This is a genomic window from Mesorhizobium sp. B2-6-2 (assembly GCF_006440615.1).
In the GTDB taxonomy this organism is placed as follows: domain Bacteria; phylum Pseudomonadota; class Alphaproteobacteria; order Rhizobiales; family Rhizobiaceae; genus Mesorhizobium.
Window position 1 is genome coordinate 249,136 of record NZ_VFUG01000002.1, and the last position, 14,098, is coordinate 263,233.

At 64.5% G+C, this 14,098-nt stretch carries 12 protein-coding genes; 7 read left to right on the forward strand and 5 right to left on the reverse strand.

What is annotated here, in order from left to right; genetic code table 11:
* Window positions 1–329: 329 nt before the first annotated feature.
* Window positions 330–1,271, forward strand: coding sequence for an IS110 family transposase (locus FJ419_RS06565; RefSeq protein ID WP_140688681.1), 942 nt, complete (start codon window positions 330–332; stop codon window positions 1,269–1,271).
* Window positions 1,272–1,329: 58 nt separating this feature from the next.
* On the opposite strand, the gene FJ419_RS06570 is transcribed toward FJ419_RS06565, so the two are convergent.
* A complete protein-coding gene (locus tag FJ419_RS06570; RefSeq protein WP_140688683.1) occupies window positions 1,330–2,034 on the reverse strand; it encodes a proton-conducting membrane transporter in 705 nt (234 codons plus the stop codon).
* Between the two features lie 355 nt (window positions 2,035–2,389).
* Complete coding sequence (locus FJ419_RS06575; protein ID WP_181170631.1) at window positions 2,390–4,228, reverse strand: M3 family oligoendopeptidase; 1,839 nt, start codon at window positions 4,226–4,228, stop codon at window positions 2,390–2,392.
* A gap of 159 nt (window positions 4,229–4,387) precedes the next feature.
* Here FJ419_RS06575 and FJ419_RS06580 point away from each other — a divergent pair, with 159 nt between their 5' ends.
* Complete coding sequence (locus tag FJ419_RS06580) at window positions 4,388–5,932, forward strand: sigma-54 dependent transcriptional regulator (protein ID WP_140688685.1); 1,545 nt, start codon at window positions 4,388–4,390, stop codon at window positions 5,930–5,932.
* A 378-nt stretch (window positions 5,933–6,310) separates the two neighbouring features.
* On the forward strand, window positions 6,311–8,173 hold the full coding sequence (locus FJ419_RS06585) for a DUF882 domain-containing protein (RefSeq protein ID WP_140688687.1): 1,863 nt from the start codon (window positions 6,311–6,313) through the stop codon (window positions 8,171–8,173).
* An 81-nt stretch (window positions 8,174–8,254) separates the two neighbouring features.
* Here FJ419_RS06585 and FJ419_RS06590 read toward each other — a convergent pair whose 3' ends face one another.
* On the reverse strand, window positions 8,255–9,148 hold the full coding sequence (locus FJ419_RS06590) for an AraC family transcriptional regulator (protein ID WP_140688689.1): 894 nt from the start codon (window positions 9,146–9,148) through the stop codon (window positions 8,255–8,257).
* A 163-nt stretch (window positions 9,149–9,311) separates the two neighbouring features.
* Here FJ419_RS06590 and FJ419_RS06595 point away from each other — a divergent pair, with 163 nt between their 5' ends.
* Complete coding sequence (locus FJ419_RS06595; RefSeq protein ID WP_140688691.1) at window positions 9,312–10,061, forward strand: SDR family oxidoreductase; 750 nt, start codon at window positions 9,312–9,314, stop codon at window positions 10,059–10,061.
* Between the two features lie 10 nt (window positions 10,062–10,071).
* Here FJ419_RS06595 and FJ419_RS06600 read toward each other — a convergent pair whose 3' ends face one another.
* On the reverse strand, window positions 10,072–10,710 hold the full coding sequence (locus tag FJ419_RS06600; RefSeq protein WP_140688693.1) for a 2-dehydro-3-deoxy-phosphogluconate aldolase: 639 nt from the start codon (window positions 10,708–10,710) through the stop codon (window positions 10,072–10,074).
* 170 nt (window positions 10,711–10,880) lie between these two features.
* Between FJ419_RS06600 and FJ419_RS06605 the strand changes: the two genes are divergently transcribed.
* The 3 genes from FJ419_RS06605 to FJ419_RS06615 all read left to right on the forward strand — a co-directional run bounded on the left by FJ419_RS06605 (window position 10,881) and on the right by FJ419_RS06615 (window position 13,648).
* Window positions 10,881–11,798 carry a rhodanese-related sulfurtransferase gene (locus FJ419_RS06605; protein WP_140688695.1) on the forward strand — a complete coding sequence of 306 codons (918 nt, stop codon included), beginning with the start codon at window positions 10,881–10,883 and terminating at the stop codon, window positions 11,796–11,798.
* Window positions 11,799–11,921: 123 nt separating this feature from the next.
* Window positions 11,922–12,647: a tellurite resistance TerB family protein gene (locus FJ419_RS06610; protein ID WP_140688697.1), complete on the forward strand. Its 726-nt coding sequence runs from the start codon at window positions 11,922–11,924 to the stop codon at window positions 12,645–12,647.
* A gap of 239 nt (window positions 12,648–12,886) precedes the next feature.
* A complete protein-coding gene (locus FJ419_RS06615) occupies window positions 12,887–13,648 on the forward strand; it encodes an SDR family oxidoreductase (protein ID WP_140688699.1) in 762 nt (253 codons plus the stop codon).
* A gap of 45 nt (window positions 13,649–13,693) precedes the next feature.
* On the opposite strand, the gene FJ419_RS06620 is transcribed toward FJ419_RS06615, so the two are convergent.
* Window positions 13,694–14,038 (reverse strand): SHOCT domain-containing protein, encoded by a 345-nt coding sequence (locus tag FJ419_RS06620; RefSeq protein ID WP_210241649.1) that lies wholly within the window; start codon window positions 14,036–14,038, stop codon window positions 13,694–13,696.
* Window positions 14,039–14,098: the final 60 nt, after the last annotated feature.

The window sequence follows — 14,098 nt, forward strand, 5'->3', positions numbered from 1 at the left end:
GACTTTAATCGTAGGGTGCTGCGGAGCAGAATTCTGCAGCGTGGCAACGCCTCGACTTCACGGAAAGGATCCTATGGTCCGCGCTGCGTCGCTTCGCTCCTCGCTCCGCCCTAGGATTGTTTGAGAAGGATCGGGTAGTTTGGCGGCCGGGACTGCGGCCCATCACAGCCAGCAGTCCCGGCGGCAGGCAACCGCCCTTAGGACCGGGTAACACCCGACGTCATCAAGGTCCCTGCCGTCTTTGTCCGCCATCGCTTGGAGAGTTGATTGGCCGCTGGCTCGCGCCACGCCCGCAAACAATCCGAAGCCTTTAGAAGGATACCACCAGCATGGCCTTCTTGCACCAACAACCGCAATCGTGCCTCGGCTTTGACATCGCCAAGAACACCATCACCGTCTGCGACGGCGCCGTTACCGGCACCATCGCCAATCAGCGGCGCGCCATCCGCGCCTTGCTCAAGAGCTACAAACGCATCGACCTTGTCGTGTGCGAGCCGACCGGCGGCCATGAAGTCCTGCTGCTCGAGGAGTGCCTGCGCGCCGGCGTCGCCTGCCATCGCGCCGACACACTCAAGGTCAAGAGCTTCATCCGTTCCTTCGGCACGCACGGCAAGAGCGACGCCATCGATGCCGGCATGCTTTGGAGCTATGGCAGCGAGCGCTGGGCAAAACTGTCGCTTTGGCAGGCTCCGGATGCCGATGAGACCGGCTTGCGAGCCTTGGTCCGCCGCCGCCAGGAGCTCATCACCATGAAGGTCGCGGAGAAGAACCGTGCCAAGGCACCTGGTGGCCGCAAGCTCGCGACTTCCTTCCAGGCCATAATCAAAGTCGTCGAACGTCAGATCCAGGTCGTCGATGCACAAATACGCGAGTTGATCGCCTACAGCCCCACCCTCAAGCATCGGGCAGCCGTCTGCACGGCCATGGACAGTCTTGGCCCGATCGTGGCGGCCAAGCTTCTGGCCATCTTGCCTGAACTGGGCTCCATGACACGCCGCAAGGCGGCAGCCCTTGCAGGGCTCGCGCCTCATCCAAACGACAGCGGCCAAAAACACGGCTACCGCAAAATCCGTGGCGGACGACCAGAGATCAGGAGCATGCTCTACATGCCCGCGTTGCATGCCGCTGCCGGAAGGGGCGAGTTCGCAACCTTCTACAAACGCCTCATCGCCAACGGCAAGAAGCCAATGGTGGCCATCGCCGCCGTCATGCGAAAGATCATCGTCACCCTAAACGCTAGGCTTAGAGACGCCACGATTCTTCAGAGTTGATGACGAAGTGGCGGGTGTCTCTGGCCAATCGACGGCGTTTGCCATGCCGGCTCGATGTTCAGGTGTTATTTGCGGTTCCAGCTGTTGGGAACTGCCGGGCAAACTCCGCTTCATCGCCGGCGGCGAGAAGCTTGGCCTGCTCGATCCATTTTTCGCGCGCGATGCGGCCGTCGAAATTGAGCACCTCCTCGATGCGTTTGACGTCGGCGGCGGTCCAGGCGGCGATCTGGGCGTAGGTGGTGACGCCCTGGCCTTTGAGCAGCCTTTCATTGACCGGACCTATGCCGATGAGGCGTCGCAGATTGTCTGCCTTGCCGGACTTGGCCTGCGGCGCTGCCGCCTTCTTTGCCGCGGGCGCTGCCGCCTTCTTCGGCGCGGCGGCCTTGGCCACCGGCTTCGGTGCCGCTGCAGTCTTCGTTGCGGCCGGCTTCTTTGCAGCGGCGGGCTTTGTGGGCCCGGCCTTTGCCGCCGCCGATGTCGTCGACATCAGCGCCGCCGGGGCCGGTGTGGCGGCCTTGTCGGCGCCGGCCTTGGCGGAAGGCGTATCGCGCAGCCGGCTTTCGAGATCGGCGCGGGCACGGCCGCTGGCGTCGAGCTCGCCCTTCAACCGATCGCTATCGGCGCGCAGCCTGTCGCGCTCGCCTCGCGTGCGGTCGAGATCGCCACGCAGGCTGTCGATCTCGCCGCGCAGGCGGCCCCAGATGAACCAGCCGACCAGGACACCCACAACAAACGCCAGGAGCATGTAGAAGAAAGTGCTCATTTCCCTCTCCAGTCCGATCTGTCGGCTGAGGCCCGGAAAGGCGAGCTCACGCCAGGGATCGTCAAAGGTTCCGTGGTCGGCGCAATCGCCGGCTTCAATCGAGCCATCGGCGTTTGGCCTTGTCCGAAGCCGACGGCCGTCATCGCATTCGCCGTGGCGGCGCGACCAGCCATCTCTGGCCTGCGCGATGCGTCCGGCTGAGCTTGAGGCCGGACGCTATCATATGGCTTGTCGAAAGCTAGTTGAAAAATGCGCCGGAGAGTTATTCAAGAACAGCTATTTAGGGTAAGAATAGATCCTGCTAATATGCGTTCCGGCTAAACTATTACGGTCGATGCCTGCGCCGTTGCTGTCGTCAATTGTCGAGCGTCTCCAATTCGTCGATCAGCGAACCGATCACGCCAAGGCCGATCTGCCAGAAAGCGGGATCGGTGGCGTCGAGGCCGAAGGGCGCCAGAAGCTCGGAATGATGCTTCGTGCCGCCGGCGCGCAGCATCTCGAAATACTTGTCCTGAAATCCGCGCTCGGCATTCTGGTAGACGGCGTATAGCGAATTCACCAGGCAATCGCCGAAGGCATACGCATAGACGTAGAAAGGCGAGTGGATGAAGTGCGGGATGTAGGTCCAGAAGACCTCGTAGCCCTGGCGCAGCTTGATCGCCGGCCCCAGGCTCTCGGCCTGCACCTCCAGCCAGAATTCGCCGAGCCTGTCCGAGGTCAGCTCGCCGTTCTTGCGCTCGGCATGCACCTTGCGCTCGAACTCGTAGAAGGCGATCTGGCGCACGACGGTGTTGATCATGTCCTCGACCTTCTGGGCGAGCATGGCCTTGCGCTCGCGGCGGTCAGCGGTCTGCTCGATCAGCGAACGGAAGGTCAGCATCTCGCCGAAGACGGAGGCGGTCTCGGCCAGCGTCAGCGGCGTCGAGGCCATCAGCGCGCCCTGGCCGGCGGCCAGCACCTGGTGCACGCCATGGCCGAGCTCATGCGCCAGCGTCATCACATCGCGCGGCTTGCCCATGTAGTTCAGCAGCACATAAGGATGCGCCGACGGCACCGTCGGATGGGCGAAGGCGCCGGGCGACTTGCCCGGCCGCACCGGCGCGTCGATCCATCTGCGATCGAAAAAGCCGCGGGCGATTTCGGCCATGTCGGGCGAGAAGCGCTGATAGGCGGAAAGCACCGTGTCCCTGGCGTCGTCCCAGCGGATCACCGCCTGCGGCGTCTCCGGCAGCGGCGCGTTGCGGTCCCAGTGGTTCATCACTTCCATGCCGAGCCAGCGCGCCTTCATCGCGTAGTAGCGGTGCGACAGCCGCGGATAGGCCTCGCGCACGGCCGTGGCCAGCGCGTCGACGACATCGCGCTCGACGCGGTTGGCGAGGTGGCGCGAGTCGGCGATGTCCTGGAAGCCGCGCCAGCGGTCGGAGATTTCCTTGTCCTTGGCTAAGGTGTTGGTGATGAGGGTGAAGGTGCGCAGGTTCTTGCGGAAGGTCGAGGCGAGCGCCTCGGAGGCACGGCGCCGCACCTCGCCATTGGCATCCTGCAATCGGTTCAGCGCCGGCTCGAGCGTCAGCTCCTCGCCGTCGACGTCGAAGCGCAGGTCGGTCATCGTCTCGTCGAACAGGCGGTTCCAGGCGCCGCGCCCGGTGACCGACTTTTCGTGGAACAACTGCTCGACGCGATCCTCGAGCTGATAGGGCTTGTCCTTCCTGAGGTCGAGCACCCAAGGCCGGTAGTGGCCGAAGGCCTTGTCGGCGGCCAAGGCGTTCTCGATCGCCGCATCGTCGATCAGGTTCAGCTCGAGCGCGAAGAACAGGAGATGGGCGCTGGCATCCGTCATCTTTTCCTGGACGTCGCCATAGAGCTTGGCGCGCTGCGGATCGGCGGTGTTGCCGGCGTAGACGAGGCCGGCATAGGAGACGATGCGGCCGATCAGTTCCTCGAGCGCCTCATAGGTCTTGAGCGCCTCGCCGAGCCGGCCGGCGCCGCCGCGCCCGGCCTCGGTGGCCAAGGTGCCCTTCCAGCGGGCTTCGAAGGCAATGGCGTCGCTGGCCGCCTTGGCGATGTCGCGCTTCAACTCGGGCGCTTCCATGCCCGAATAGAGATCGGCGAGATTCCACTCCGGCAGGTCGCCAAGCTCCGCCGCGCCCTGGCCGGACGCTGGGGCCGCAAGCCGCCGAGCAAACATCATGCGCATCGACAATACCTTCTTTGAACCAAGGGGCCAGAATCAAGGGGAAAGGAGAAGCCGGTCAAATCCTAAGGAATTCGTTCACCGGGTTTTTTGAAACCTTATTTAGAACCCTGTGCCAAGATGATCCATGGGGATTTTCTCGGGCGGACAACTCAAACAGTCATGACAGGTTCCATACTCATAGTCGATGACGATCCGGTACAGCGCAGGCTGGTCGAGGCCGCGTTGACCAAGTTCGGCCACACCGCGATCGTCACGGACAGCGGCGCCGCCGGCCTCGACGTGCTCGACGGGCCGAACGCGCGCGAGGTCTCCGTCGTCATTCTTGATCTCGTCATGCCCGGTCTCGACGGCATCGGCGTGCTGAAGGCGATGCGCGAGCGGGCCATCAACATTCCCGTCATCGTGCAGACCGCCCAGGGCGGCATCGAAACCGTCGTCTCGGCGATGCGGCACGGCGCCTTCGACTTCGTCGTCAAGCCGGCGTCGCCCGACAGGCTGCAGACCGCGATCTCCAACGCGCTCAAGGTAGAAGCCGTCGAGGACGAGATGAAGCGTGTGTCGCGGCGGCGCGGCGGCGGACATCTCACCTTCAAGGACATGATCACGCGCAGCCCGGCAATGGACCGTGTGATACGCCTCGGGCAAAAGGCGGCGGCCTCCAACATCCCGATCCTGATCGAGGGCGAATCTGGTGTCGGCAAGGAATTGGTGGCGCGGGCCATCCAGGGCAGCGGCGACCGCCGCTCAAAGCCCTTCGTCACGGTCAATTGCGGCGCTATCCCCGACAATCTCGTCGAATCGATCCTGTTCGGCCATGAGAAGGGCTCGTTCACCGGCGCCTCCGAAAAGCACACCGGCAAATTCGTCGAGGCGCATTCGGGCACGCTGTTCCTCGACGAGATCGGCGACCTGCCGCTCGACGTCCAGGTCAAGCTTTTGCGCGCCGTGCAGGAAGGCGAGGTCGATCCTGTCGGCGGCCGATCGACCGTCAAGGTCGACATAAGGCTGATCTCGGCCACGCACCGCAACCTTCTGCAGCAGGTCAAGGATGGCAAGTTCCGCGAGGACCTGTTCTACCGGCTGAACGTCTACCCGATCTTCGTGCCGCCGCTGCGCGACCGCCGCGACGACATTCCCTACCTGGTCCGGCATTTCATGGAGAAGGTCGCTCCGACCGATCCGCGCCGCCGCCTTGCCGGCATATCTGCCACGGCGCTTGCGATGCTCCAGGCCTATGACTGGCCGGGCAACATCCGCCAGCTGGAGAATGCGGTCTTCCGCGCGTCGGTGCTTGCCGAGGGCGACGTGCTGACCGAGGAGGAATTCCCGCAGATCCGGGCGCAAGTGGAAGGAACGGTCAATCTCGGAGCGGAACCGGCATCCGCCATCGCCGATACGGTTGCGGATGCGACCCTGCATGGGGATGAGGTCGCCGACACGATGGGGCCTGCCTTGTCCGACGGCGAGGCGTCAGCCAGGCCGCAGCCGCGTTTCGGAACGCTCCGTGCGCTCGATGAGCGCGGCAATGTGCGGGCGCTGGCCGACGTCGAACTCGAGATGATCAAGCTTGCGATCGACCATTACAATGGCCAGATGAGCGAAGTCGCCCGCCGGTTGGGCATCGGCCGCTCGACGCTCTACCGCAAGTTGAAGGAATATGGCATTGATCCCGAAGCTGGTCGCGTCGACCGGCTTGCCTCGTGACAGGCAAGGCTCGAACCAGCTTGCCTGCCTAAAATCGAGTCAAATTGTCGCTTTTGACCTGAAAACGCTTGGTTTTCAGCGGTTGGCGTTGCCGAGGATCACGCATTAACGCTAACGGTAACAGATCGTGTTCTGAGCGAGGCCGGATTGTTGATATAAACCAGCGGTTTACCACGAAATGCTGTGCATCATTTTTGACGGGATATCGCCACGGTGTTACCGCATTTCGGCTTCAATAAACGATGATTAACCATTAGGATCGATATTCGGATGTGAAAACGACGCATCCGTTTGGTCAAATCCGGGGACAAACGGCAGCCTGCAAGGCCATTTGATTTGAACGAAGTCGAACGACATAAAAACGGGCGGCATTTTCACATGAGCGTCTGGCCGAGGTGGCTGACGTTCGTGATTTTGGCCGTCGGTTTTCTGTCCGCGGCGACATCAGGCGCCCGGGCCGAGGTTCGTACGCTCAAGCTTTATCACCTGCACACCCACGAGAAGGCCGAGATCGTCTACAAGCGCAATGGCCGCTACGATCCCGAAGGCCTGCGCAAGATCAACATCATCCTGCGCGACTGGCGCCGCAACGAGCCGACCAAAATGGACCCGCGGCTGCTCGACCTCGTCTGGGAAGCCTATCGCGAAAGCGGCGCGACCGACTATATCCAGGTCGTCTGCGGCTATCGCTCGCCGTCGACCAACGCGCTGTTGCGCTCGCGCAGCCGCGGCGTCGCCGAGAAGAGCCAGCACATGCTGGGCAAGGCGATGGATTTCTACATCCCCGGCGTGCCGTTGAAGAAACTGCGCAACATCGGCCTTAAGATGCAGGGCGGCGGCGTTGGCTATTACCCGACTTCCGGTTCGCCCTTCGTGCATATGGATGTCGGCAACGTGCGCCATTGGCCGGGCATCAGCCGCCAGGAACTGGTCAGCCTGTTCCCCAACGGCAAGACGCTGCATGTGCCGAGCGACGGACGCCCGCTGCCCGGCTATGAGCAAGCGGTGGCAGCGTACCAGGCCCGCAAGGGAGCCGGCACCCCGAACATCGAACTGGCCAGCGCCGGCGGCTCGACCAAGCGCTCCGGCGGCCTGCTCGCGGCCTTGTTCGGCGGCGGTGCCGACGAGGCCGACGACGCCGCCGACGAAAGTGCCCCGGCGCCGCAGCGGAAAGCCGTGAAGCAGGTTCAGGTCGCGAGCGCCGCCACGGCACGCGACAGCAATCCTCCGGGCATCGCGATCGTCGCGCCGAAGGATGCCAAGCGCGCCAGCATCCCGCAGATCGCGGATGACAGCGCCGACGAGCAGCAGCAGCCGCAGCAGGATACGCCGGAGACGATCATCGCCGCCCTGCCGCCCAAGGAAATCCCGCTGCCCGACTTCGCGCCGCGTCCGAAGGTCGATGTCGGCCAGCAGACGCCGCAGAACGTGCCGTTCGCCATGGCGGATGCCTCGGCGACGACTGAGCAGGCGGTTTCGACGGCGCAGGCGCCCGTGCCCGGCAAGGTTCCGTTCGGCACGGCCAGTGCCGCCGAGGCCGCGAGCGCCGACCCGGCGCAAGTAGCGGTCAACAACATCCCGCTGCCGACCTGGCGTCCCGACCGCTCGATGGCGACCGACCTGGCGCCGAAGGACAAAAACGTGCTTCTGGCGCTGGCCGAAACCGCTTCGCAGGACAAGAGCGCGACCGACGCGTTTTCCGTGCTGCCGACCGCCCGGCCGCAGCCCGGCAAGCAGGACGAGGTCAAAGCCGTTCTCGAACAGGCCAATGCCACCGTCGGGGCCGATGGCGTCGGCGGCGCCGAATACCAGCTTGCGTCGCTGACCGAGCCGGAGCCGCGCTCCGCGTTCAACGATCCGTCGGGCGTCGATGCGGCCTCGCCTCGCCAGGCCATTGCCGCGCTCCCGGCCGGGGCCGATCCGGCGCAGGCAATTGGCGCCGGCGTGAAGACGACGGCCAAGGAAGCCAGGGCGTCTGCCCACGATCTGAAGCCCGGGCCCAAGGCCATGGTGGTGGCGACGCCGCCGCAAGCCGCGCGCTGGGCGTTGGGCAGCGGCGTCAACATTGCCGCGGTATCCGACCCGACGACAGCGCCGCGCTATGCCTACAACATCGTGCATACGCCGCCGAGCGAAGTGTATACGGCCGGCTTCCAGGCGGATGGCGGGGTGCCGGACGCAAGCCGGTTCACGGGCAACGCGGTGAAGTTCCTCTCGGTCGCGCGCTTCCAGACGAAATAGCGATCCCGCCAGACCCAACGCGGCCACTGATTGCATCCAAGTCCTATTCCCGGTCGGTGCAAGCCGGCCGGGTTTTTATGCTCAGTCGACTTCCAGCGCAGCCGCTTCGCCCTTGGCCAGAAGTCGCGCGGCGTCGCGCGCGGGCGGCAATCCAAACTGACGCGCATATTCGCGGCTGAACTGGGAGGCGCTTTCGTATCCGACGGTGAAGGCGACATGCGCCGCGCTGCCCGGTCGGGCGATCAGCAGATGGCGCGCCTCCAATAGACGAAGCTGCTTCTGATACTGGATCGGGCTCATCGCCGTCGCCGCCTTGAAATGGCGATGAAAGGCGGCATTGCTCATATGCGACAGCTCGGCCAGTTGCGTCACATCGATCGGCTCGTTGTAATGCGCCCGGATCCAGGCCGTGGCGCGGCGGATCTGCGAAAGGCGGCCGTCGGCGCGCGCGAGCTGGCGCAGCTTTTCGCCCTGCGGGCCTTGCAAAAGCCGGAACGCGATCTCGCGTTCGAGCATCGGCGCCAGAACAGGAATCTCGCCCGGCCTGTCGAGCAACCGCAGCATCCGGCGCCACGCATCGAGCAGCAAGTCGTCGACTTGATTGGTCGCGAAGCTATCACCGTCGATCGCTGGCTTATGGTCGATGAGCAGGCCGGCGATCAGCTCGGTATTGAGTGACAAGGCGACGGCCATGTAAGGCTGCGCGACGCTCGCCTCGATGAGCTGGCTGGTGGCGGGTGTCTCGACCGCGTAGACGAAATAGCTGCCGGCGCCGTAGGCAAGCGTGCGGTCGCCGATCAGCACCGTTTTGGTTCCCTGCAGGACAAAGAGCGTGGTCGGCTGACAGAGCTCGGGCAGCGGCGGCGTCGGGACTTCGCTGCAGCCGATCGTTACGCGCGGGATAGCGGTCTTCGTCCGCCGTCCGCGCGCATGGCGGCCGGCGATCACGATCAATTCGTGCAGCGCTTCGTTCATCGTTGCAGCATGTGCGATCCATGCAGGCCGCGCAACCATGTGACGCGGCACCTGGTGACGCGAAGACGCGCACCTGAGAGGATTAGGCAAGAGGACGCGAGGATCCGGCGCGCGAAGTAGGTCGGTTGATGCCATGTCTAGGTCGCCAAGAAGGAGACCTGGAATGACGACGCAAAAGAACGCGCTGGTTACCGGCGCCAACAAAGGTATGGGGCTTGAGACCGCCCGTCGGCTGGCCGCCATGGGATTCAAGGTTTGGCTCGGTGCTCGCGACGCCGAGCGCGGCGAGGCAGCGGCGCAGGCGCTGCGCGGCGAAGGCCTGGACGTTGAATGGCTCGAGCTCGATGTTACCAGCAACGACAGCGTGGCGGCCGCGGTCAAGACAGTCGCGGCGCGGGCGCCTGCCTTGGAGGTGCTGGTCAACAATGCAGGCATTGCACCCGGCTATGTCGAGGCGCTCGGCCCGGACGGCCGCTATGAGCGGCCGCCGAGCCGCGAGAGTGTCGATGACATGAAAGCCACCTATGACGTCAACGTCTTCGGCCCGGTTCGGGTCACGCAGGCGTTTCTGCCGCTGCTCCTGGCAACGCCCGCAGCCCGGGTCGTCATGGTCAGCAGCTATATGGGCTCGATCGCGCGCGCGTCCGGCGACAGCCAGTCGCCCAATCTCATGAGTTATGGCAGCTCGAAGACGGCGCTCAATGCCGTCACGGTGGCCTTCGCCAGAGAACTTTCGCCGCGCGGCATAGCGGTCAACGCCGCTGCTCCCGGTTACACTGCGACAGACCTGAACGGGGGCAGGGGGCACCGCACTGTCCAACAGGCGGCCGAGATCATCGTGCGGCTGGCGACACTGGAGGCCGGCGGGCCGACGGGCGGCTATTTCGACGAGAACGGCCCTTTGCCCTGGTAAAAGCGGCAGATTACTTCTTGAGCTTGCTCGCTTCACGCGCCAGCGCTTCGATCTCGTCCCACTTGCCGGCCTTGATGAGATCGTCGGGCGCGACCCAGGAGCCGCCGACGCAGATGACGTTGGGCAGGCTCAGATAGTCGGCGGCATTCCTGGCGGTGATGCCGCCGGTCGGGCAGAATTTCACGTCGGCGAGCGGCGAGGCGAAAGCCTTCAGCGAAGCGATGCCGCCGGACTGCTCGGCCGGGAAGAATTTCAGAAAGCGCAGGCCGGCCTCGCGCGCGGTCATGACCTCGCCGGGCGTGATGGCGCCGGGCAGCAGCGGCACGGGGCTGTCCTTGGCCGCGTCGAGAAGCTGGCCGGTGATGCCGGGGCTGACGATGAATTTCGAACCAGCGCGGGCTGCTTCGTCGAACTGCTTCGCGTCTAGAATGGTGCCTGCGCCGACCAAGGCATCCTCGACCTCGGCGGCCACACGGCGGATCGCTTCAAGCGCGTCGGCGGTGCGCAGCGTGATCTCGATCGCCGGCAGGCCACCGCGCGACAAGGCACGGGCGAGCGGCACCGCGTCCGCGACATTGGCGATCTTCAGCACCGGGATGACCGGTTGACCGTTGAGAAGCGACAGGAGCTTTTCGGTCTTGCTGGTCATTTGCTGGTCTCCATCTCGATCATTTTAAACCGATTAGCAGAAGGGATATGCCAAGTCCACGAAGGCAGGCGTGTCGCGATGCCGCGCAACGGATCGCCGCCGGCCTTTGAGCCTCCTTCGCCTTGAAACCGCTTTCACCACGGTCTAGTGGCATGACCATGACAACAGCCATGGAAATTCAGCCAGTCCGCGTCGCCGCGCTCTATAAATTCGCGCGGCTCGACGGATACGAGGCCCTTCGCGCGCCGCTTGCCGCATTCTGCTGCGGCCGCGGCATCAAGGGCACGCTGCTTCTGGCGCATGAAGGCATCAACGGCACCGTTGCCGGCAGCGAGGACGCGATTGCCGCGCTGATCGACCATCTGCAAGCCGTCGAAGGCCTTGCCGGTCTCGAAATCAAATACAGCGCCGCCGCCGAAATGCCGTTCCACCGCATGAAGGTGCGGCTGAAGCGCGAGATCGTCACCATGGGCGTCGAGGACGTCGATCCGGCGGCGAGCGCCGGCACCTACGTCGCGCCGGCCGACTGGAACGCGCTGTTATCGGATGCCGACACGCTCGTTATCGACACGCGCAACGCCTACGAAGTCTCGCTCGGCACTTTCCAGGGCGCGGTCGATCCCAAGACCACCAGCTTCCGCGAGTTCCCCGCCTGGGTCGAGCAGCATCGTGGAGAGCTCGAAGGCCGCAAAGTGGCGATGTTCTGCACCGGCGGCATTCGCTGCGAGAAGGCGACGGCCTATGTGAAGTCGCTCGGCCTCAAAGACGTCTTCCATCTCAAGGGCGGCATCCTGAAATATCTGGAGGACGTGCCGGCCGAAGAGAGCCTCTGGCAAGGCGAATGTTTCGTGTTCGACGAACGAGTCTCCGTCTCGCATGGTCTGATCGAGGGGGAGGCGGAGCTCTGCCGGGCTTGCCGGCATCCGCTGACGGTCGAGGACCGGCTGTCGCCGAAATATACAATCGGCGTATCATGCCCGCATTGCTTTGAAGCGCGCTCCGACGAGGATCGCGAGCGCTATGCCGAACGCCACCGCCAGGTCGAGCTGGCGCAAGCGCGCGGCGGCAAGCGCCATATCGGCAATTAGAGCGGCCAGCTCTGCGAGCGAAAAGCTGCCCCCGTCATTGTAATGTCGATGCACGGGGCCTACCTCTTGCCGGTCCGAAACCCTGCCCGGGCGCGTTCGGCCGGGCCCATTCTGGAGGCATTGATGCTCGATCCCAAGAAGCTGCTCGACGACCTTCTCGGCTCGCAAATCCCCGGGACCGGCTCGACTGTCCGCGACAAGGCGGGGCAGGCGGTGCAGATGGCGAAGGACAATCCGCTCGCCGCCGGCGCGCTGGCAGCCGTGCTGCTCGGCACCGGCACCGGCCGGCAGGTGACGGGAACGGCCGTCAAGCTCGGCGGCCTGGCTGCGATCGGAGGCCTCGCCTACAAGGCTTATCAGAACTACAAGGCCGGCAAGGAGCCGGCGCCGGCCGCCGGCGAGCCGGAACTGTTACCACCGCCGGCCGACACGGCCTTCCACCCCTCGCAGGCGCCGCAGGGCGAGGCCGAGTTCACGCTGACGCTGGTCAGGGCGATGATCTCGGCGGCGAAGGCCGACGGCCATGTCGATGATGACGAGCGCAAGAAGATCGCCGACAAGCTCAAGCTCGCGGGCATCGGCGCCGAAGCGGAAAAGTTCCTGCTTGCCGAGCTCGAAAGCCCGCTCGATCTCGACACGCTGGTCGCCGGCGCCAAGACCGATGCGCAGAAGCTCGAGCTCTACACCGCCTCGCGGCTTACCATCGATCCCGACACGCGCACCGAGCGCGGTTATCTCGACCTGCTCGCCGGCCGCCTCGGCCTGCCGGACGCCCTGGTCGATCATGTCGAGGCGACGGTTTCGGCGGCCAAGGTGCCGGCCGGAACGGCGCCCAATTCACCGTGGTGATTCGGCTTGGTAAACGTCCTTCGGGGACGCCTTGCCGGTCGTTAATCTTCCGTTAACCCAGCAAGCGCATCATTCTAATCAGTCGGACCGGCTTTTCCTCCTCCCAAGCGCGGTTCAGATCGGGGCGGTCGCCAATGGCCGCCCTTTTTGTTGGCCTTTTCTTTGTTGCCAACAGCGGCTTGCCATCATCCCTGCCATTTGCGATGCCACGTCTTTCCATCCATGACCGGAGGACGGCGATGACAGCCATAGCAGAGAAGACCGCCATCGTTACCGGCGCCGGCACCGGCATCGGCAAGAGCGTCGCGACGGCGCTGCTCAAGGCAGGCTGGAACACGGTGTTCTGCGGCCGCCGCAAGACGCTGCTGGAAGAGGCGATCGCCGATGCGGGCAAGACGCAAGCCAAGGCATTGGCCGTCGCCTGCGACATCAGCAAGGCCGAGGAAGTCGACGACATGTTCGAGACCGTGCTCGAAGGCTTCGGCCGCGTCGACCTGCTCTTCAACAATGCCGGCATGGGCTACAAGTCGACACTGATTGACGAGATCCCGGTCGAGGTCTGGAACGACGTCGTCGGCGTCAACCTGACGGGATCGTTCCTGTGCGCTCGCGCAGCCTTCGGCGCCATGCGCCGGCAGAAGCCGATGGGCGGCCGGATCATCAACAACGGCTCGGTGTCTGCCTATGCACCGCGCCCGGGCTCAGCGCCCTATACGGCGACCAAGCACGCGATCACCGGGCTCACCAAGACGCTGGCGCTTGACGGCCGGCCGTTCGACATCGCCTGCGGCCAGATCGACATCGGCAATGCGCTGACCGAGATGGCGCAGCCGATGACGGTGGGCGTGCCGCAGGCCAACGGCTCGATCGCCGCCGAGGCGGTGATGGATGTGCAGCGCGTCGCCGACGCGGTGCTGCACATGGCCAGCCTCCCGCTCGACGCCAATGTGCTGTTCATGACCGTGATGGCGACTAAGATGCCGTTTGTCGGGCGCGGGTGAGCCGGCGGCGCCGAGCCTAACCGCTCACACTTTCCTGGAATTGCTTTAGTCGCCGAGCACTCGGCGGCGTTCCTCGAACTCGTTCTTGTCGATCTCGCCGCGCGCAAAGCGCTCCTTGAGAATGTCGAGAGGCGTGCGACCCGGCGACGTCTGATGGGGTGACACCGCGCCCGGCCCCCACTGCCAGCGGGTGACGGCACCCACAAGGACGACGAAAAAGAGGATCATGAACAACGGACCGAAAATCATCGCCCAACCTCCGCCCCACCACATCATCCCAGGACCATAGGCATATCTGTCGGCATCCAATGCCTGTGCATATGCGGCCCCGGGGACAAGGGCCAAGACGCCGCTGATTGCGGCCGCCGATTTCATCAAGCTTTTACGCATGGGATCTGTCCTGACGTTTGCATGCGTAATCTTACGACGTGGGGCAGTCCGGCACCTTGC

Coding starts and splice junctions, on each gene's coding strand:
- FJ419_RS06605 (WP_140688695.1), top strand. CDS start 10,881: ATGGAAATTCAGCCAGTCCGCGTCGCCGCGCTCTATAAATTCGCGCGG.
- FJ419_RS06600 (WP_140688693.1), bottom strand. CDS start 10,710: ATGACCAGCAAGACCGAAAAGCTCCTGTCGCTTCTCAACGGTCAACCG.
- FJ419_RS06590 (WP_140688689.1), bottom strand. CDS start 9,148: ATGAACGAAGCGCTGCACGAATTGATCGTGATCGCCGGCCGCCATGCG.
- FJ419_RS06595 (WP_140688691.1), top strand. CDS start 9,312: ATGACGACGCAAAAGAACGCGCTGGTTACCGGCGCCAACAAAGGTATG.
- FJ419_RS06565 (WP_140688681.1), top strand. CDS start 330: ATGGCCTTCTTGCACCAACAACCGCAATCGTGCCTCGGCTTTGACATC.
- FJ419_RS06575 (WP_181170631.1), bottom strand. CDS start 4,228: ATGCGCATGATGTTTGCTCGGCGGCTTGCGGCCCCAGCGTCCGGCCAG.
- FJ419_RS06570 (WP_140688683.1), bottom strand. CDS start 2,034: ATGAGCACTTTCTTCTACATGCTCCTGGCGTTTGTTGTGGGTGTCCTG.
- FJ419_RS06615 (WP_140688699.1), top strand. CDS start 12,887: ATGACAGCCATAGCAGAGAAGACCGCCATCGTTACCGGCGCCGGCACC.
- FJ419_RS06620 (WP_210241649.1), bottom strand. CDS start 14,038: ATGCGTAAAAGCTTGATGAAATCGGCGGCCGCAATCAGCGGCGTCTTG.
- FJ419_RS06610 (WP_140688697.1), top strand. CDS start 11,922: ATGCTCGATCCCAAGAAGCTGCTCGACGACCTTCTCGGCTCGCAAATC.
- FJ419_RS06585 (WP_140688687.1), top strand. CDS start 6,311: ATGAGCGTCTGGCCGAGGTGGCTGACGTTCGTGATTTTGGCCGTCGGT.
- FJ419_RS06580 (WP_140688685.1), top strand. CDS start 4,388: ATGACAGGTTCCATACTCATAGTCGATGACGATCCGGTACAGCGCAGG.